The organism is Methylosinus sp. Sm6 (assembly GCF_019802345.1).
GTDB lineage: Bacteria > Pseudomonadota > Alphaproteobacteria > Rhizobiales > Beijerinckiaceae > Methylosinus.
Map to the genome: position 1 here is coordinate 36,012 of NZ_JAINDZ010000005.1, position 18,498 is coordinate 54,509.

The window sequence follows — 18,498 nt, forward strand, 5'->3', positions numbered from 1 at the left end:
GCCTTCAGACTCGCGTCACGAAACCAAACGAAAAGCGCGGCCCCTCGAGGAGCCGCGCTTTTCGTTTTTCCCCCTTGTCGAAACCCGAGGCTCAGGCGGCGGCCTCGACATCGTCCTCGTCGCCGTCCCCGTCGGCCGGGTCGCTTCCGCCGTCGTCGCTCTTCTGGCCGCGGCGCGGGCTCTTGGCCAGGAAGGATTCGATCAGCTTGAGCGACTCGGAATCGATGAGCTTGCGCACCGCCGCCACTTCCCGCGCCATGCGGTCGAGCGCCGCCTCATAGAGCTGCCGCTCGGAATAGGACTGCTCGGGCTGGGTGTCGGAGCGATAGAGATCGCGCACCACCTCGGCGATGGTGACGAGATCGCCGGAGTTGATCTTGGCCTCATATTCCTGCGCCCGCCGCGACCACATGGTGCGCTTGACGCGCGCGCGTCCGGTCAGGGTCGAGAGCGCTTTGTCCACCACCTCGGGCTCGGCGAGCTTGCGCATGCCGACGGCGGCGACCTTGCTGATCGGCACCTTCAGCGTCATCTTGTCCTTGACGAAATGGACGACGAACAGCTCGAGGCTGAAGCCCGCCACCTCCTGCGTCTCGATCGCGATGATCTGTCCGACGCCATGGGCCGGATAGACGATGAATTCATTCGTCTTGAATCCCAGCTTGGCGGCCGGCGCCTTGGCCTTGACGGCGGGCGCCGGCTTGGCGGGGGCGGCGGCTGCGGCGCGCGCCGCGACCATGGCCTTGGGCGAAAGGGCCGGGCTCGGGCTCGGGCTCGCGGCGACCGCCGGAGCGGGGACCGCGGCTCTCTGCGCCGGCGAGGTTTTGGCGTTGATCGCCTTTCCGGGTGTCGTTTTTGCCACTGGAATAGTGTCGCTCGAAGCTGGAGGTGAAACGGGCGTCGCCGCCGCGCTTTCGTTCGTTGCGCCGACGCTCGGGGCGACGGGCGGAACGGAGGCTGCCGGTTGGACGGTGGGTGGGGTGGTCGAGTTGTCCCGCGCGGGTTTCGTTCGAGAACCCTCCTCTATTGCGCCGGGCGTCGCCGCGGCCGTAACCTGATCGCCGATTTCCGCGCGCGGCGTCGCCACGCGCGCATCCGCGCCAGCCTCGTTCGCGCCCGGCTTGCCGGCGCTCGCCTTGCCAGCGGGGCGCGCCTTGCCAGCGGGGCTCGCCTTGCCAGCGGGGCTCTTGCGCGGCGCGGCTTTCCCGGGCCGCGCCGGGGCCGGCGCCTCGGTCCGCTGCTCCACGGGCCGATTTTCGACAGCGCCCTGCGCCGCGCGGTCCTCGATCCCCGCCTGCTTCTGCGTCGCGGCCGGATCCGCCGCGCGAGCGGCGCTCCGCGCCTTGCTGCGGGCGGAAGAGGCGCGCGACGTATCTGTTCCCCGCGCCGTGCGTTCGGCGGATTTGGCCGCGCTTCGCGCCCGCTCCGTCGTCCGCGACGCGGACCGCTCGCCGTTCGACTTCGTGGTCGTCCGGGCCGAGGCCGCAGCGCGGGCCGAGGTCTTGGATGCGGCGGTCCTCGCCGTTTTGGCGGCCGCCGCCTTCGCCGTCCGGCTGGCCGCGCCCGCCTTCGTCGTCGCGCCGGCGTTTTTCGCCTTGCCGCTCGCCTTGGCCTTGCCGTTCGCGTTGGCCTTGGCGCGCATGTTCGTCTTAGCGCTCGCGCCGCTCTTGGCGGTCGTTTCGCGCTTGACGCCCGTGTCGCTCGAATTGTTTTTAGCGCTCGGCTCGCCGGCGGCGACTCTCGTGATCTGCGACCGGCCCGATTTGGTTTCCGCATCCCTCGCGCCGCGCCTCGCGCTCGACGGCGCCTTGCGGTTTTTCGCAGTCTTCTTGCTCGAGGGCATACGCGGGTACTCCTTATGTCGCCCCGCTGTGGAGACGGGACATGTTGTCCCGCTGTGGAGACGGGACGGAAAGCCACGTGGCCTCGGAGCGCAAGCCGCGCCCCGGCCAGGATAGCGCTAACGACCGCGCATACTTTAGGCTGGCGAAAGCCCGACGCTTCACTCTTCGGAACCGACGCGCCTCGACGCTCTCGGACGCCATCCCCGTTCGGTTCCAGGCGGCCACGGCGACTCGCGCGTTTTCCCGACCGGCAAAACGCGGATTTGCGCCCCTTAGCGCCCGAACGCTATTCGTTAATGCTTTGTATATCACGCGGGACGGCGAAAATCAAAGGGAACCCATCGCAGCCTTCCGGCATGGTTACCCTGATCGCGCCGGTCGCGCTTGAATTTGCTGGCGAATATGTCGCGTTTGGACGATTTCGCTCTAGTCGCCCTGGCCGGGCTCGGGCGAGAAGCTCGTTTCGAGCTTGCCGGGTTTGCCGTCCCACTCCTTGGCGTCCGCCGGCGGATCGCGCTTGACCGTCACATTCGGCCAGACCTGCGCATATTCGGCGTTGAGCGCCATCCATTTCTCGAGGTCCGGCTCGGTGTCCGGCTTGATCGCCTCGGCCGGGCACTCGGGCTCGCACACGCCGCAGTCGATACATTCGTCCGGATGGATGACCAGCATGTTGGCGCCTTCGTAGAAGCAGTCCACCGGACAAACCTCCACGCAATCCATATATTTGCACTTGATGCAGTTTTCCGTGACGACATAAGGCATGGGGAATCCTCGACCATCGCCGGCTTGCTAGCGTTTTTGTCGCAATCGCGCAAGCGGCTCGGCGAGCGCGAGCGGTTCGCGGCGGGTCGGCTCGCCTCTTTCCCGGTCTGCGTGATATCTTGCCGGACGAGGTCGGAAGGGAATCGCTCATGGCGAATTTGCAGTCGATGTCCGAGGTTGCCGCGCCGCCGACGCTGCGCTGCGTGACGGCGCGCGCCCTATTGCTCGGCGACCGAATCGACACGGGAGGGCTCGAACGCGCCGATCTCGTCTCCACGTCGCCGCTGGCCTTTCCCGCCGGGCAATCCGGCTTCGTCGTGCTCTATCGATTCGGCGTCGCGGTGCTGTTCGGCCTGACGCCGCTCGAGGAGGACGAGATCGTCGCCAAGGTCGGCGCGCGCGTCGCCGGCGCCGCCGAGCAGAGCGACGACGAGACGCTGGTGCTGGAGATTTCGCCCGAGAGCGACGACCGTTCGCTCGCCAATGGCCGGCTCGCGGTCAAGGACACGTCCGGCGAGCGCCTGCTGGTCATCGCCGACGCCTTGGCCAAGAGCGTCGCGCTGGCGCGCGACGAGCGGCGCGTGAACGCGGTGTTCGACACGATCGAGCCCTTCGCCGCCGAGCTCGCGGGCAAGGGCCGTCCGCCCTCCGGGCGCCGCGCCATGCTGGAGCTGATCGGCCAGACGCTGCTGGTGCAGCATCGCGTCTCCGGCCGCGTCGCCGTCGAGGACAAGCCCGACGTTTTGTGGGACCGGCCCGACCTCGAGCGCCTCTATGCGCGTCTCGAGGACGAATATGAGCTCGAGGCGCGCGGCCAGACGCTGAAGGCGAAGATCGAGGTGATCGGCGAGACCGCGCGGGCGCTGACCGAGATCATCGACGTCGACCGCTCGGTCAGGCTCGAGGCGACGATCATCGTGCTCATTCTCGCGGAGATCGTGCTGACCCTGGTCCAGATGTTCGTGCAGCGGGCGCATTGAGAGCCGCGACGCCGGACGCGCGCGCATGACCTTCGGCCAGCTCGCGGCGCTGGCGGCGGCGCTGTTCCTCGTCGGCTCGGCGGAGGTCGTCGCCGGCCCGCTGATGACGGCGATGGCGCCCGATTTCGGCGTCGCGCCGGCCGCCATCGCCTATCTTCCCGCCGCCTATGGCCTCGCCTACGCCGGCTTCGCCATCCTCGCCGGGCCCGTGTCCGACCGGCTCGGGCGCAAGCGGCCGCTGCAGGCCGGGCTGCTCGGCTATGCCGTCCTCTGCGCCGCTCTGCCGGCCGCGCCCGATCTTCCGGCGGCGATCGCGCTCTCCGCCTTGGCCGGCCTCTGCGGCGCGATCATCCAGCCCAATGCGTTGTCGCTCATCGCCGATTCATCCGCGCCGCGCGACGTCGATTCCCGCACCGCGCGGGTGTTCGTCGGGCTGATGTCGGCCTTCGTGATCACGCCGTCGATCGCCGGCCGGGTCGCCGATTGTTGCGGCTGGCGCACCGCTTATTACCTTCTCGCCCTGCTCGCGGCGCTCGCCTTCCTCGCGGTCTCCGGCGTTTTTCGCGCCGGCCGAGCCCATGCGGCGGGTCCCGTCTCCTTCTCGGCGACGCACAGAAGCGCGCTGGCGACGCCCGGCGTCCTGCGGCGCCTCGCGGCGAGCTATCTGTGGATCGGATGGATCGCGGGCTTCGGCGTCGTGGTCGCCGATGTGGCGGCGCGCAAGCTCGCGCTCTCGCCGACGGATGCGGGGCTGCTGGCCGGCTTCTTCGGCCTCGTCACCATCGCCGGCAATCTCGCCGGTCCGCGCATAAGCGACGCGCTGGGCGACCGGGCCTTGCCGCTCGCCTGCCTCGCCGCCTCCGTCGGCGTCCTCGCCTTCGCCCTTCCGGCGCAATCGGCGCTCCAGCTCGCCCTGATCGGCCTGCCCTGGGCCTTCGGCTATGGCTGCGGCGGCCCGCTCCATCATGCGCGCCTCAGCGGCATGTCGGCGCAATTCCGCGGCACGATCAACTCCTATCACGCGAGCCTGCTCAACCTCGGCATCGGCTCGACGTCCTTTCTGTTCGGCGCGCTCGCTCCCGTGGCGCCGCTCGGCCTCTTCTATGCGCTCGTCGCCGGCGTCTCTCTCATCGGCGCGTCGCTGCTCGCGATCGCCGCTCTCGCCGACAAAAGAGACGCCCAGCAGCTCGCGTCAGCCAGATCGAAGGGATCAGAAGAGCGAGCCTGAAGGCTCGCGGTCCAAGCGCGGCCCTGGACCGCGAGCCTTCGGGCTCGCTCATTATGAGCCGGCGAAGCGCGCCGCCGCTTCGATCGCCGCTTCCGTCTCGCCCGAGTCGATCCAGCGGAACGACGGCAGCTGATGGCGCGCGAAGGTGAATTGCCGCTTGGCGTAATGGCGCGTGTCGAGCTTGCCCTGCGCGGCCGCCGCCTCGAGCGACATCTCGCCGCCGATGAAGCGCAGCAGATGCGGCGCGCCATGCGCGCGCATGGCCGGCAAGGCGGGGTCGAGCGCGCGCGCGCCGAGCGCACGGACCTCGTCGAGCGCGCCGAGGCGGAGCATCGCGTCGAAGCGCGCATCGATGCGCGCATAGAGCTCCTCCCGCCGCGGCGCGAGGAAGAAGGCGAGGCATGAGGCCTCCTCCAGCAGAGGCGCCATGCGCGCGTTCTGGAAGGAGGCGAGCGGCCGTCCCGTCGCCTCGAGCACTTCCAGCGCGCGCAGGACGCGCTGCGGGTCGGTCGGGCGCAGCCGCGCCGCCGTCTCGGGGTCGCGCCCGGCGAGCAGCGCGTGCAGCTCCTCCGGCGGGCGCGCCTCCGCTCGCGCGCGCACCGCTTCGCGGATTGCGGCGGGGACCGGCGGAATGTCGGAGAGGCCGAAGAGCGCGGCCTTGAAATACATGCCGGTGCCGCCGGCGACGACCGGCGTCGCGCCCTCCCGCTCCAGCGCGTCGAGAGCGCCGCGAAAATCCTCGAGCCAGCGCCCGACGGAATAGTTCACGCTCGCGTCGACATGGCCGAACAGCAGATGGCGGACGCTGTCCTCCTCGTCCGGCGTCGGGCGGGCGGTGAGAATGCGCAGGTCGCGATAGACCTGCATCGAATCGGCGTTCACGACCACGCCGCCGATGCGCGCGGCTATGGCGAGCGCGAGAGCGGACTTGCCGCTCGCCGTCGGTCCTGCGATGAGAATGGCGCGCCTCATGGGCTCCTTCGCAACGACAAAAAGAGCGAAATGTCAAAAGCGCCCGTCGAGCATGTCGCGACCTTCATCGCCGCAGCGGACGGCCCGCCGCTGTCGGCGGGCGCCGTCGCCGCGTGGAGCGGGGCCGTCGGGGCCGGCGCGATCGACTGGCTGGAGCCGGGCGTCGCGGCGGATGTGACCTTCGCGCTCGCGCCGGACGCGCTGCCGCAGGTCCGCGCGGCGCTGCAGGCGGCGGCGGACGCGGGCGGAGTGGACGTCGTCGTGCAGCGGAAGGCCGGGCGGCGCAAGCTGCTGCTCGTCGCCGACATGGATTCGACGATGATCGAGCAGGAATGCGTCGACGAGCTCGCCGCATTCGCCGGGCTGCGCGAGCGCGTCGCGCCGATCACCGCCCGCGCCATGCGCGGCGAGCTCGATTTCGAGGCGGCCCTGCGCGAGCGCGTCGCGCTGCTCGCCGGCCTCGACGTCGCGATCGTCGACACGATCCTGCGCGAGCGCGTGACTTTTACGCGCGGCGCCTCGGCGCTGGTCGCGACCATGCGCGCGCATGGCGCCTATGCCGCTCTCGTCACCGGCGGCTTCACTTGTTTCGCCGAGCGGATCGCCGCGCGCCTCGGCTTCGACGAAGCGCGCGCCAATCGGCTGGAGACGCGCGAGGGCCGGCTGACCGGCGCCGTGACGCCGCCGATCGCCGGGGCAGGGGCCAAGCTCGCCGCGCTCGAGTCGCTGCGGGCGGCGCGCGCATTGCCGCGCGAGGCGACGCTCGCGGTGGGCGACGGCGCCAATGATCTCGACATGCTGGCCGCCGCCGGCCTCGGCGTCGCTTTTCACGCAAAGCCCAAGGTCGCCGCCGCGGCGGGCGCGCGCATCGATCGCGCCGATCTCACGGCGCTGCTGTACGCGCAGGGCTTTCGCCGCGCGGATATCGTCGAGCTCCAGCAGCCCTCGCCTCTCCGCGCGAAACATGCGAAGTGACGACGCATGTCGCTTCCCCGCCAGATCACCGTGTTCGCGCTCGTCGGCGTCGTCGCCACGCTGCTGCATTACGCGGTGCTGGTCGCCCTGGTGGAACTCGCTCATCGGCCGCCGGTGACCGCCGCGCTGTGCGGCTATGTCGTCGGGGGAATCGTCTCCTACGGCCTCAATCGCCGTCACACTTTCGCGAGCGACCGCCCGCATGAGGAAGCGGGCTGGCGTTTCGCCCTCGTGGCCTTCATCGGCTTCTGCCTCACTTACGTCTTCATGGACGTCTTCGTCGCCCGGCTCGGCGCGCCTTATCTGCCGGCGCAGATGGCGACGACGGGAATCGTCTTCTTCTGGTCGTTCGTCGCCAATCGGCTGTGGACGTTCCGCACGGGGGCAGTGGGGGAGTAGGGAGTAGGCAGGAGTGAGTAGGGAGTAGCGCCCACTCACTCTTTCATCCGCCGATATTCTGAATGCGGCCCCATGTGCTCATGGTGCCCCAAATGCCCTGGCGCAGCGCCTCGAGCTGCACGATCTGGCTGTGGTCGACGAAGAGATTGACCTCATTGCCGTAGTTCTTCACGTACCATTCGAACACGGGCGGATCGGCGGCCTCGAACATCACATTCTCGAGGCCGAGCTTGTCGATGACGCGCGCCGCCGCGTCGGTGCGCCAGCTCGTCACATTTTCGGTAATGCCTTCGCTCTCGATCATCACGATGTCGGCGCCGGCGTCGAGCGCGCGCTCGGCCTGCGCGATCAGCCAGCCGACATCCTTGGTTCCTTCGGCGGCGAGCTCTTCGGCGGAGGTGCTTCCGCCCGCGCCGAACTGAATGCCGACCTCCGGCTTGGCCTTCAGCCCCGCCTTCTTGACCATGCCCACGAGCCGCAGCAGGCTTTCGGTCGGCAGGCTGATGAAGCCGGCGGAAATTTCGATCACGTCGAAGCCGAGCGCCTTCGCCTCGTCGATATAGCGGGAGGCCGCATCGGGGCCGAAGCGCAGCACATTCTCGATCCAGCCGCCGGTCGAGACATAAGCGCCATGGTCGTGGACGGTCTTGTTGAAGCTCTTCACCGCCTCCGGCGGCATCAGCGCGAAGGAGCCGCCGGCATATTTCACGCCGTCGATCCAGGCGCCCATGGTCTCGAACAGATCGGCGAGATGGCGGCGTCCATAGGCGCTGTAATAGGGGCCGCGGATCTCGGTGACGCCGCGCCGGCGCGGCTTCTGCGTGCGCATGGCGCGGGGGATGAAGGAAAAGCACGTCTCGCTCATGGCGTCGTCCTTTTGCTTTGCGCCGAGCCGACCTTGGCGAGCAGCGCGGTCAGCTCGGCGATCTCGCGCCGCTCGAGCGTCGCCACGACATCGGCGATGGCGTCGCGCAAGGCCGCATCCGCATGGGCGTGCGCCACGCGGTCGAATTTTTCGCGCGCGGCGCGCCAGTCGAAGGGGTCGGTGAAAAAGCCGTGATAGTCATAGCGCGCGGCGGAAAAGATCGCGCCATTCTCGAGCTCCGCCTCGAGCCGCGCCGGCAAGGATTGCGGGAACCGCGCCGACAGCTCTTCGGAGGGCGCGACCTTCACCTTGCGCAGCAGAGTCTGCACATCCTCGGCGAGAATGCGCTGCGGCGCATATTGCTCGGGCTGCAGCTCTCCGTCGAGCAGCGCCACGGCCACCATATAGGGGAGGCTGTGGTCGGCCTCCTCCTTGTTGCGCACGACGCGCTTGTCGCCTTCTTCGCCGCCGCCGATGATCTGAAACGCGACGGCGAAGGTCTCGACGCGGATTTCCTTCACCCGATCGGCCCGAAAGCCGGGCTTTGCGCGAATGTCGAGCGCCGCGTCGATCGCCGATTGCGAATGAATCTCGGCATTGTGCTTTTTGACGATGGTCAGCAGCACGCGCTCGAGATCCTCCTCGCGCCAATCGATGTCGAATGGGCCGGCGATGGTCTCCTCGAAGCCCTTGTTGCCCTCGAAGACTTCCGCCGGGCCGGTGATTCCCTGTTCTGCTAGCAGCGCCGCCTGCGTCGCCGCCATCGCGACATTGGGATAGGCGAGGCCCTTCCAATGCGAGAGCGCGCCGGTGCGGGTCACGCGCAGCGCATTATTGGCGGTTCCGCTGATGGCGATGGCGTTGGCGATTTCCTCGCGCGACGAGCCGAGAGCTCTGGCGACGCCGGCCGCCGCCGCATAGGCGCCCTGGACCGTGTGATCGAAGCCGCGCGCGCGCACTGGCGCGACGTCGCTGAGGCGCGTCTGCACCTGATAGGCGACGGCGAGCGCCGTGAGAAAATCCGCGCCGCTCGCCCGCCTGGTCTCCGCCGCCGCCAGCACGGCGCTGAGATTGTCGGACGGGTGGCAGGTCTCGCCGGGGGCGAGATAGCTGTCCATGAAATCGAGATAGCGGGAGAGCGCGCCATTGTAGAAGGCGGCGCGATCCGTCGCGCTGCGGCCGCCGCCGATCAGCGTCGCGAGCGGCGCGCCGCCCTGCTCGTCGATCATGCGGCGAATAGCCGCCATGGGCGGCGTTCGAAGCGCGCCGATGGCGACGCCGAGCGTATCGAGGACGCGGATTTTCAGTTGCCGCCGCGCGGCCTCGCTCATGTCGCCGAGCCGCGCCGCGGCGACGAAATCCGCGAGCGCCTCGACCTTGGTCATGGCGTGCGTCCTCCGAAGAGAGCGAATCTGGCGCCGCGCGGCCTCGAATCAAGGCGGCGGCGATCTATCTGAGAAATTGACCGCCAGCGTCGCCGCCACGCGATTTCGATCGGATGTCTCAAAATGCGCTCCAATATCGCCCGCGCCGTTTTCGTGCTGCTGCTCGCGGCCAGCCTCGTGCTGCTGGCGCTCGGCTGGCTCGCCGCCTTTGCGTCGCCGCCGCTGCGGGCGACGCTCTCTGCCCTCCACGTTTCCCTCGGCGTGCTGGCGGCGGCGGCGCTGCTCGCGGCGATCGTGCTGCGCGTCGTCGCGCCGCCGCCGCCCTATCCCGCGCATTGGCCGCGATGGCGGCGCGCCGTCGGCGCCGCCTCGGAGCTCACGCTCTATCTGTCCTTCGTCGCCATGGTCGCGACCGGCGCGCTATGGACGGCGTTCAGCGGCGCGCCGCTGCATGTGTTCGGCGCGCCGCTTCCGGTTTCCGATCTCGCCGATCCGCCGCTCGCGCAGGCGCTCGGGCGCTTCGGCGATCTCGCCGGCGCCGCGGGCTTCGGCGCGACGAGAGCGTCGGAGGCCTTTCTCGCCCTCCACCGCTTTTTCGCCTTTCTGCTGGCCGTCGCCATCGCCGCGCATCTCGCCGTCTGGGCGCCGAGCCGCTTTCGGCCGCCGCGCGCCGTCGTTCCGGCGCCGGTCGCGCCCGCCCCTGCCGCGGCGACCGGCCTTGCCGGCCGCTTGCGCCTGCTCGGCTGGCTTCAGTTCTGGGTTCAGCTCGCCATAGCGCTGGCGAGTGGCGTGCTGCTGCAATTTGCGACTTCGGGCCGCGCCTTCAGCCCGAGCGTGTCGGGCTTCGGCGATGCGATTTCTTGGAGCTTCTACGGCTTCGTTCTGCTCTGCATCGCAACCGCGCTCGCCTATTACTACACGCGCGCGGCGCGCGTCGTCGCCGAGCGCGCCGATTATCTGGGCGAGGGACGCGCGAGCGCCTTCTGGTTTCTCTCCATCGGGCTGCTGATCGGCCTTGCCGGCACGGTGGTCTCCTTCATCGGCGTGTCGCTGAGCATTTCGCTGCTGATCGCCAAGACCGTGTCGCAGCCGCCCGGCATCGCGATCACCGATCCGACCAAGATCATCCGCGCGCTCGACGTCTTCGTTCTGCTGGTGAATTTCGCGCTTCTGCTCGCGCATTTCGTCGGCGCGGGCGTCGCGGCCTGGCTCGCGGCCGGCGCAACGCAGGCGCGCTACCGCTATGCGACGGCGCGCCCGCCGACGCAGCGGACGTGACGCGGGTTTCGTGGACTCGCTACTGGCGCAGGATCATGCGGCCGGAGGCGACCTCGAAATGCGACAGGCGGGAGAGGAAGGTCATGCCGAGCAGGCTCGCGCCGAGCGCTCCACGGTCGGCGACATAGGCGTCGACATTGTCGAGCGCGATGGCGCCGAGCCGCATTTGTCGCAGCCGCACGCGCGCCATGCGCGAGACGCCATTGGCGGTCTGCGCCGAATATTTGAAATCGGCCGGCGAAGGAAAGAAGCCGGCGGCCGAGGCGTCGTCATAGGAGAGCACCACCGAGCTCGCGCCCGTGTCGACCAGCATATGCACGCGCGCGCCATTCACTTCGATTTCGGTTGCAAACTGGCCGAGCCGGTCGGCGGCGATCGTCGCTTCGCTGCGGAGCGGCGACGGCGCGACATAGGAAGCGGAGGCTTGGGAAGCGGAGGCTTGGGAAGCGGAGGCTCGGGAGGCGGAGGCTTGCCTCGCCGGCTGCGCCACAGGAGCCTCCGACGCCTTGTGCTGAACGCGCGACAAATAGACCATGGACAGCTGTGCGAGGACGAAGGCTGCGGCGAGGGCGCCGATCGCGGACTTCAACACGGATGCGAGCATGGGCGAAAGCCTCGGGCGGGGCGCAATGAGGCCGGGAGGCTAAGGCGCAGAGCCTGCGCCTCCTTTAAGCGGACGCCTCGAATTTTATGCGCCGGCGATAATCGCTGGGAGCGGCGCTCTCGGCGCATCCGGAGCGATGGCGTGAAGGACAAAAGCCCTGTCGCCCTCGTCCTGAGGAGCCCGCGAAGCGGGCGTCTCGAAGGACGGCAACGGGGAGAAACCTTTGATTTCGCCTCGCGGCCGTCCTTCGAGACGCCGCCTGCGGCGGCTCCTCAGGACGAGGGATGGGGAATTTATCCTTCACCCGATCGCCCTGATCAGCGCATCAGGGTGATATTGGCGCCGTCGAGCACGGCGTAATCGAAGCGCGCGTCGGTGACGATCGCGCCCGTGAAGCTCGCGGATGTCAGAACCGCGTGGGTCATATTGGCGCGGGTGAGATCAGCCCCGTCGAAATTGGCTTCGGGCAGCTCCGCCCGGACGGGAACCATTCCCTGGTTGGCGGGGTCGGCGCCGAGATCGGCGTCGGTCAGCTTCGCCCTGGTGAACTTCACGCCCCGTCCGCCGCCGATGATGCGCGCGCGCGTCAAATTCGCGCCGGTGAAGTCGGCGTTGTCGAGCAGAGCGGCATAGAGCGTCGCGCCATGGAGATCGGCACCGCGGAAATTCGCGTTCTGCAGCTCGCTGCGCGTGAAATTCGCTCCCGTCAGATCGGCGCCCGCGAGATCGGCGTTGGTCAGGCGCGCCGAAAAGAAATCCGCGCCGGAGAGATCGAGTCCGTGGAGGTCGGCGCCGGAGAGATCGCGGTCGGCGAAGTCGGCCGGGCCGTCCTTGCGCTGCGCCAGACGCTGCTCGATCTCGGCGCGCGTCAGCTCGGACGCGGCGGCGGCGAGCGGGAGAAAGCAGCAGAGAGTGACGAACGATCGGAGCGCGAGCGGCGTTCGACGTCGTGACGATGGCGGCGTTTCTTTCATGAACAGGGACCATCGACCGCGCGATCGACCCATGCAATGGGAGAGATTTTCCCGAGCAAGGGAAAAACCGGAAGCAGGCGGCGACGGCTTCAGGCCGCGGCGCGCGCCGCCTCCTCGATCATGCGCGCCGTGTCCTCCCAGCGCGGAAGCGCGCCGGCGGCGGTCCAGGAGGCGTCGGCGAGCTGCGCGCGCAGCTCGTGGTCGACGAGGACGAGGCGCAGGGCGGCGCGCAGCGCTCGCCGATCTCCGGGAGGAACTTTCAGCGCGGCGGCGTCGGGAATGGTTTCGGCCGCGGCGCCGCCCGTCGTCGTGATGATCGGCAGGCCGCGCGCCAGCGCGTCCGCGAGCGCCATGCCATAGCCTTCATAGAGCGACGACGAGACGAAGACATTGCTTTTCGCATAGAGCGCGGCGATCTCGGCTTCCGGCAGCGCGCCCGTCAGAACGACGCGCCCGGCGAGGCCGGCCGCGTCGATCCTCCGGCGCAGCGCGGCGGCGGTCGCCGTGTCGGCGCGCAGGCTGCCGGCGATCGTGAGGCGCCAGTCGAGATCGGCGAGATCGGCGAGCGCGTCGACGAGCAGGTCGAAGGCCTTTCGCGGAATGATCGACCCGACGGCGAGCAGCGCCGGCGCGCTCCCCGAACCGCGCGCGCGCGGCGCTTCATCCGTTCCCGGCGGAGCGACGATGATTTTATGTGGCGGCGCGCCGAAATCGGCGGCGAGCAGCGCGGCCGTATGGGCGCTGGTGACGATGACGCGGGCGGCGAGGGCGAGCGCCTGTGTTTCGCTGTCGCGCAGCGCCGCGGCGACTTTCGCGTCGAGTCCCGTCTCGAGGCAGAGCGGGTGATGGCAGAGCGCGACGATCGGCGCGCCGATCCGGCCGATCGCGGCGGCGGGCAGCGCGCCATAGGCGAGCCCGTCGATCAGCACGACGTCGCCGTCCCGCCGCGCGTCCTCGATCGCCGCGACGGCGGCGGCGGCATCGGCCGCGCTCGGATGCGGAAAGGCGCCGGGCAAAGCCAGATGGGTCGCGCCGGGAAGCGCCGCCAGCACGCGCCGATCATAGCCATAGCCGCCGCTCGGCGTCTCGATGTCGCCGGGGACGGCGAACAGAATGCGCGTCACACCGGCCCCTCGAACCAGGCGCGGGCCACATGGCTTTCGTGCAGCGTGACGCGGATGCGGGAGACGCCGTCGCCGCCCGGCCCCAGCGCGCCCGTGCGCGCGGCCTCCGCCATGGCGTCGAAAATATGCTTCGACAGAAATTCGGTCGTGGTCTGCTTGCCTTCGAATTGCTCGAGCTCGTCGAGATTGCGATAGGCGAGGGGGGCGAGCGTCGCCTTCAGCGCCTCATGGGCGCGGCCGATGTCGACGACGACGGCGTCCTCGGTCAGCGCCTCGCGGAAGAAGGCGACGTCGACGACGAAGGTCGCGCCGTGCAGCCTCTGCGCCGGGCCGAACAGCTCTCCGCGGAAACTATGGGCGATCATGATGTGGTCGCGCACCTCGACGGCGTACATGGGCTGTTTCCTTCAGTAGCGAAAAAGAGTGGCGAGGCCGCCCGCGCCGGGCGCGAGCACGCGCGGCAGCTCCTGCGGCGCGTTTTCGAAGGCGATCTCCTCGGTGATCAGCGCGTCGAGGCGCGGGTCGGCGAGCAGCTCCAGCGCCTTGTCGAGGCGGCGCGCATAGCTCCAGCGCGGTCGCCGCGAGGGCGCCACCTGTCCGACCTGCGAGGAGAGGAGACGCAGCCGGCGGACATGAAAGGCGCCGCCGAGCGGGGCGGCGACCGCGCCCGCGCCGTGCCAGGAGAGCTCGACGACGGCCGCCTCGGGCCCGGCGGCGTCGAGCGCGAGAGCCAGCCCTTCCGACGAGGCGCTGGCGTGGAACACCACATCGGCGTCTCCGCCGGGCGCGAAATCTCCGGCCGAGGCGAAGCGCGCGCCGAGGCTTTGCGCGATATCGCCGCGCGGCTCGCGGTCGACGACCGTGACCTCGGCGCCGGGCAGGCGCGCGGCGAGGGCGGCGACGAGCAGGCCGAGCACGCCGGCGCCGACGACGATGATGCGATCGCCTGGTCCCGCGCCCGAATCCCAGAGGCCGTTCAGCGCCGTCTCCATATTGGCCGCGAGCGTCGCGCGGCGTGGCGGCACGTCGGCGGGGACGCGCCGCAGCATGTCGAGTGGCGCGACGAAGCGGTCCTGATGCGGGTGGAGGCAGAACACGATCTCGCCGAGGCGCTCCCGCGGACCCTCTTCGATCGCGCCGACGGCGCAATAGCCGTATTTCACCGGAAAGGAGAATGCCCCTTCTTGAAAGGGCGCGCGCATCCGCGTCCATTCGGAGGGCGGAACGCGGCCTTCGAAGACGAGCCGCTCGGTGCCGCGGCTCACCGCGCTCCACGACGTCCGCACGCGCGCCTCGCCCGGGCCGAGCGGCGGGAGCGGCGTGCTGCGGATCGCGGCGGCGCGCGGCGCTTCGTGCCAGAGGGATCGCGCGTCAGTCATATCTAATCTATAAACTTAGTCTTGCCTTTAGGCTAGGGCGCTTCCGATCGAACGGAGTCGTTCGATCGATCAGAATTCGCTCCAAATCTAAAAAAGCGTCGGCTGCGGCCGCGCGGCTCACCCCGCCTTGCGGCAGACCCGGCGGGTGATGTGACCGCGCACGCCATAGCCTTCGTCGATCTCGACCTCGACCGTCCTGCATCGATCCTCGGCCGAGGCGTCGCGCTGCATCTTCGCGACGGGCGCCGGATTTGCCGCGGTCGGCGTCGCGAGGCCGCGGGCGAGCAGCGCCTTGCCTGCCGAAAGGCCTGCGATCACGGCGAGCAGAGCCAGCGACATCCGCACGGCGGAGCCGATCTGGACGGGACGAGAAGCAAGTTCGGTCATGGCGAAGGTCATGGACTTTCCCCCCGGGTCTCGGCGCGGGCTCCGCGGCCCGCCGTCAATTCGTCTATGACTGGGCTTCTAAGCCTCGGGCGGGCAGGCGAGCGTGCGCTGGCGCACAGTCCGCGCCGCTGCGGCTGCGGCGCCGAGATTGCTTGGCCCCGAGCAGTCTTTGGAACGGCTGTAAGCAACAGGAGGCGGTATGGAGCCGGTTCGCGAAATCTTCGCCGTTTGCCACGTGAACGACGTCGCCAAGCGGCGGGCGGTCGGCTATGTGCTGGCCCGCGTCAACGAGGAGGGGAAAACCGTTCCCTTTCCGATCGTCATCGTCCGTCATGTCGGCAAATATTACGCCTATGTGAATCGCTGCCCGCATCAGGACAGTCGGCTCGACTTCGAGCCGAAATCCTTTTTCGATCCGACGCAGCGCTTCCTGCTCTGCGGCAAGCATGGCGCGCAATTCGACATTCCGACCGGCGTCTGCAACGACGGCCCTTGCGTCGGCGCGCAACTCGAGAAAGTCGAACTGGTGATCGACGAGGAGGAGGTGTGCATCGCCGGCGTGCAGATCGCCGAAGAGGACGGCCTCGACCGCGAGGAGAAGGATCTTTATCCGGAAGTCGTCATCACTTCCGACTGAGCGGGGTCGGGACGTCGCAGGTTCGGCGCGCCGAACCTGCGCGCAACTCGCCTCGCCCTTCCGGCGGGTATAGACCGGCAATATTTCAGAATTGCCAGACATGACCTAGACAAATAACCCGGTCATTGTAATCGAACGATGTATCGACGAATTTTTTGCTGGTGGATGCAAGGTCTAGGTAAGGCTCTCGCCCGAATTTCCTGCGTCGTCTCCCCTCGGGAAGGAGAAGCAGAATGACGATATCGAGCCTCAACTCTTCACACGCGTTGACTTCACTCTATCAACAAACCAAGACCGACAAGGATCTCGAGAAGTCCATCACCGACTTGGCGGCTCAGGCGGCGGGCGCGGCCAGCGGCTTGCAGCAAGCGGGATTTTCGCCCGCGTCCGATCCGGCCGGGATGAGTTCGTTTCGCGATTCCGCCTCAGATGGTCTGGCGGGCGTTCTCGCGCAGATCGACGCTTCTTCCTCGGCCTCGGGCGCGACGGCGTCGAGCCGGCAATCCAGCGCGAGCGGCGCGTCCTCCTTCGCTTCGGCGGTCGCGGCGCTGCTTCAGTCGGTCCAGTCCGGAGACACGGAGGCGGCGTCCTCGGCGGCTGCGAACATGCAGACGCAATTGGCGGCTCTGACCGGATCGAGCGAGTCCGACGCCGTCGAGCAATCGGGGTTCCTCACCGATCTTCAATCGCTGGTCTCGGCCGTGCAGTCTGGAGATTCCAGCGGCGCTCAGACCATCGCGAGCGGGATCGAGAGCCATCTGAGCGCGCCGCCTCCGCCTCCGCCTCCGCCTCCGGCAGACGGTGGTTATGCATCGTCGAGCGCGACCTCCGACTCCTCGTCGACGGCGTCGTCCTTCGTCTCCGATCTCGCCACTTTGCTCGATGCGGTGCAGTCGGGCGATGCTTCCGCGGCGAAGTCCGCGGCGACGAGCCTCGACGGCGACCTCGCCGCTCTGCTCGGAACCTCCTCGACCGAGCAGGCCAGCGACGCCTCGTCCTCCTCTTCGTCCTCGTCTACGATCATCGACGATCTGAGATCGCTGATCGCGCAAGCCCAGAACGGCGACACGAGCGCCGCGCAATCGAGCGTCGACGCTTTCCTGAAGGATTTGCAGGCGCAGGGATCTCGGCGCGGCTGACGCGGCCGCTTCGCGCGGACCTGATCAAAGTCGAGGCGCCGCGCCTCGTTCGGCGTCTCGCCTTTCTGCGTCCGGTGGCGGGAATTAGGGTTCCCGTTCGTCGTAATTTCTGCTTAGAGCAGTTGTCGATCCGAATGGATCGACAACTGCTCCAGCTTTTTTGATTTCGAGCGAATTCTTTGATCGATCGAACGAGTCCGGTCGATCGGAGAGTGCTCGAGACGCCGGTCGATTCTCAGGGCCGCGGCCGTCCCCTCGGCGCGTCCGGCGTCAGACGGAGGGAGCCGATGAAGAAGGCGCTTGTCCTGCGGCATGTGGCGTTCGAGGATCTCGGCTCCTTCGCCGAGCCGCTCGCCGAGGCCGGATATGGCGTCCGCTATGTCGAGGCGGGACGCGATGCGCTTCCCGCCGACGCGGACGCGGCCGATCTGCTCATCCTGCTCGGCGGCCCGATCGGCGTCTACCAGAGCGACGATTATCCTTTTCTCGCCGACGAGATCGCCCTGTTGCGGCGCCGCCTCGCTCGGGACGCGCCGACGCTGGGCGTCTGCCTCGGCAGCCAGCTGATGGCGACGGCGCTCGGCGCGAAAGTGTTTCCCGGCGCGGCGGGCAAGGAGATTGGTTTCGCGCCGATCGCGCTGACGGCGGACGGCGCCGAGAGCGCGCTCCGCGAGCTGGTCGAGCCGGAGGCGGAGGTGCTGCACTGGCACGGCGACACCTTCGACTTGCCGGCCGGCGCATGTCGGCTCGCATCCTCCCGGCTGTACGAGAATCAGGCATTTGCGGTCGGCCGTCGCGGCCTCGCCCTGCAGTTTCATCCCGAGGTCGAAGCGGAGGGCCTCGAGAGTTGGCTCATCGGCCATGCGGCGGAACTCGCGGCGGCGAATGTCTCTGTGCCCGCCCTCAGGGCCGATGCGGCGGAGAAGGCGCCGGGCCTGCGCGTCCGCGCGCGGCGGTTCCTGTCGCGCTGGCTGCGCGAGATCGCCCTTTGAGGGCGAGACCCGGCGGCGTCGGGGACGCCGCCGGGCGAGGGCGCGCTCAGCCGCGCACCGACACCTTGCGGAACGGGTTCTCGTGATTGGTCTGGAACACGTGGCCGAATTCCGTCTTCGCCCACTCGACCGTCTCGGCGGCGCCGAATGTCACCGAGGTGATGGTGAGCGGGAAATCCTTGGTCGCCGAAACGCTCGCGAGCTTGATCTCCGTCGCTCCCGGGCCGGCCGAAAGATCGGCCACCGGCGCGCCATCCGCCTTCGACAGGCGCGCCCAGCCGGGCGTGCCGATCGCCGTCGCGATCACCGTCCCCTCGGCGAACGACGCCGCGTCGCCGTTGAAGGCCGGCGAGGCGAAAGTGAAGGTCGCGAGCGCCTCGCTGCGGGTGATCGCATGGTCCGGACCCACCGGACGGCCGGTCGAGTATAGGACCAGTTTTCCGCCGTCGAGCGCCGCCTTGATGTCGTCGAGCGTCGCCGACGCGAAAGCCTCCGCCAGTCTCATATCGCCTACTCCTCCTTCGCTAGGCATGCCGTCTTTGCGACAAAAGCGACATGCGGAAAGGACTTT

Annotated in this window: 20 protein-coding genes; 8 read left to right on the forward strand and 12 right to left on the reverse strand. The window is 68.8% G+C overall.

What is annotated here, in order from left to right; translation table 11 throughout:
• Positions 1 to 91: 91 nt before the first annotated feature.
• The gene (locus K3F48_RS24215; RefSeq protein WP_255608337.1) at positions 92 to 1,843 is read right to left on the reverse strand and encodes a CarD family transcriptional regulator; all 1,752 of its coding nucleotides are present in this window, start codon (positions 1,841 to 1,843) and stop codon (positions 92 to 94) included.
• A 427-nt stretch (positions 1,844 to 2,270) separates the two neighbouring features.
• Positions 2,271 to 2,609: a ferredoxin FdxA gene (fdxA, locus tag K3F48_RS05000; protein WP_222574323.1), complete on the reverse strand. Its 339-nt coding sequence runs from the start codon at positions 2,607 to 2,609 to the stop codon at positions 2,271 to 2,273.
• A 149-nt stretch (positions 2,610 to 2,758) separates the two neighbouring features.
• Between fdxA and K3F48_RS05005 the strand changes: the two genes are divergently transcribed.
• On the forward strand, positions 2,759 to 3,589 hold the full coding sequence (locus K3F48_RS05005) for an RMD1 family protein (RefSeq protein ID WP_222574324.1): 831 nt from the start codon (positions 2,759 to 2,761) through the stop codon (positions 3,587 to 3,589).
• Between the two features lie 25 nt (positions 3,590 to 3,614).
• Positions 3,615 to 4,817, forward strand: a complete 1,203-nt coding sequence (locus K3F48_RS05010; protein WP_222574325.1) for an MFS transporter — start codon at positions 3,615 to 3,617, stop codon at positions 4,815 to 4,817.
• A 51-nt stretch (positions 4,818 to 4,868) separates the two neighbouring features.
• On the opposite strand, the gene miaA is transcribed toward K3F48_RS05010, so the two are convergent.
• On the reverse strand, positions 4,869 to 5,789 hold the full coding sequence (gene miaA, locus K3F48_RS05015) for a tRNA (adenosine(37)-N6)-dimethylallyltransferase MiaA (protein ID WP_222574326.1): 921 nt from the start codon (positions 5,787 to 5,789) through the stop codon (positions 4,869 to 4,871).
• Positions 5,790 to 5,819: 30 nt separating this feature from the next.
• Between miaA and serB the strand changes: the two genes are divergently transcribed.
• Together serB and K3F48_RS05025 are read left to right on the forward strand one after the other, a co-directional pair.
• Positions 5,820 to 6,764: a phosphoserine phosphatase SerB gene (gene serB, locus K3F48_RS05020; protein WP_222574327.1), complete on the forward strand. Its 945-nt coding sequence runs from the start codon at positions 5,820 to 5,822 to the stop codon at positions 6,762 to 6,764.
• A gap of 6 nt (positions 6,765 to 6,770) precedes the next feature.
• Positions 6,771 to 7,163, forward strand: a complete 393-nt coding sequence (locus K3F48_RS05025; protein ID WP_222574328.1) for a GtrA family protein — start codon at positions 6,771 to 6,773, stop codon at positions 7,161 to 7,163.
• Positions 7,164 to 7,206: 43 nt separating this feature from the next.
• Here K3F48_RS05025 and K3F48_RS05030 read toward each other — a convergent pair whose 3' ends face one another.
• Positions 7,207 to 8,028, reverse strand: a complete 822-nt coding sequence (locus tag K3F48_RS05030; protein ID WP_222574329.1) for a phosphosulfolactate synthase — start codon at positions 8,026 to 8,028, stop codon at positions 7,207 to 7,209.
• Positions 8,025 to 9,413: an MmgE/PrpD family protein gene (locus K3F48_RS05035; protein ID WP_222574330.1), complete on the reverse strand. Its 1,389-nt coding sequence runs from the start codon at positions 9,411 to 9,413 to the stop codon at positions 8,025 to 8,027. Before K3F48_RS05035 ends, K3F48_RS05030 begins: the two co-directional genes overlap by 4 nt.
• Positions 9,414 to 9,536: 123 nt before the next feature.
• Between K3F48_RS05035 and K3F48_RS05040 the strand changes: the two genes are divergently transcribed.
• The gene (locus K3F48_RS05040; RefSeq protein WP_222574331.1) at positions 9,537 to 10,691 is read left to right on the forward strand and encodes a DUF3611 family protein; all 1,155 of its coding nucleotides are present in this window, start codon (positions 9,537 to 9,539) and stop codon (positions 10,689 to 10,691) included.
• 19 nt (positions 10,692 to 10,710) lie between these two features.
• Here K3F48_RS05040 and K3F48_RS05045 read toward each other — a convergent pair whose 3' ends face one another.
• The 6 genes from K3F48_RS05045 to K3F48_RS05070 form a co-directional block, all read right to left on the reverse strand.
• Positions 10,711 to 11,295 (reverse strand): TIGR02281 family clan AA aspartic protease, encoded by a 585-nt coding sequence (locus tag K3F48_RS05045; RefSeq protein ID WP_222574332.1) that lies wholly within the window; start codon positions 11,293 to 11,295, stop codon positions 10,711 to 10,713.
• A 317-nt stretch (positions 11,296 to 11,612) separates the two neighbouring features.
• Positions 11,613 to 12,269, reverse strand: coding sequence for a pentapeptide repeat-containing protein (locus K3F48_RS05050; protein WP_222574333.1), 657 nt, complete (start codon positions 12,267 to 12,269; stop codon positions 11,613 to 11,615).
• A gap of 89 nt (positions 12,270 to 12,358) precedes the next feature.
• The gene (locus K3F48_RS05055) at positions 12,359 to 13,393 is read right to left on the reverse strand and encodes a glycosyltransferase family 4 protein (RefSeq protein WP_222574334.1); all 1,035 of its coding nucleotides are present in this window, start codon (positions 13,391 to 13,393) and stop codon (positions 12,359 to 12,361) included.
• Positions 13,390 to 13,788 carry a 6-carboxytetrahydropterin synthase gene (locus tag K3F48_RS05060; RefSeq protein ID WP_222574335.1) on the reverse strand — a complete coding sequence of 133 codons (399 nt, stop codon included), beginning with the start codon at positions 13,786 to 13,788 and terminating at the stop codon, positions 13,390 to 13,392. Before K3F48_RS05060 ends, K3F48_RS05055 begins: the two co-directional genes overlap by 4 nt.
• Before the next feature lie 12 nt (positions 13,789 to 13,800).
• Positions 13,801 to 14,772, reverse strand: a complete 972-nt coding sequence (locus K3F48_RS05065; RefSeq protein WP_222574336.1) for a zinc-binding alcohol dehydrogenase — start codon at positions 14,770 to 14,772, stop codon at positions 13,801 to 13,803.
• Between the two features lie 117 nt (positions 14,773 to 14,889).
• Entirely contained in the window at positions 14,890 to 15,171 is a 282-nt protein-coding gene (locus tag K3F48_RS05070) for a hypothetical protein (protein ID WP_222574337.1), read from the reverse strand.
• Between the two features lie 187 nt (positions 15,172 to 15,358).
• On the opposite strand from K3F48_RS05070, the gene K3F48_RS05075 reads away from it, so the two are divergent.
• The 3 genes from K3F48_RS05075 to K3F48_RS05085 all read left to right on the forward strand — a co-directional run bounded on the left by K3F48_RS05075 (position 15,359) and on the right by K3F48_RS05085 (position 17,927).
• Complete coding sequence (locus K3F48_RS05075) at positions 15,359 to 15,796, forward strand: Rieske 2Fe-2S domain-containing protein (RefSeq protein ID WP_222574338.1); 438 nt, start codon at positions 15,359 to 15,361, stop codon at positions 15,794 to 15,796.
• A gap of 233 nt (positions 15,797 to 16,029) precedes the next feature.
• Positions 16,030 to 16,935, forward strand: a complete 906-nt coding sequence (locus K3F48_RS05080) for a hypothetical protein (RefSeq protein WP_222574339.1) — start codon at positions 16,030 to 16,032, stop codon at positions 16,933 to 16,935.
• Between the two features lie 287 nt (positions 16,936 to 17,222).
• On the forward strand, positions 17,223 to 17,927 hold the full coding sequence (locus K3F48_RS05085; protein WP_222574340.1) for a glutamine amidotransferase: 705 nt from the start codon (positions 17,223 to 17,225) through the stop codon (positions 17,925 to 17,927).
• 46 nt (positions 17,928 to 17,973) lie between these two features.
• Here K3F48_RS05085 and K3F48_RS05090 read toward each other — a convergent pair whose 3' ends face one another.
• Positions 17,974 to 18,432: a hypothetical protein gene (locus K3F48_RS05090; protein ID WP_222574341.1), complete on the reverse strand. Its 459-nt coding sequence runs from the start codon at positions 18,430 to 18,432 to the stop codon at positions 17,974 to 17,976.
• Positions 18,433 to 18,498: the final 66 nt, after the last annotated feature.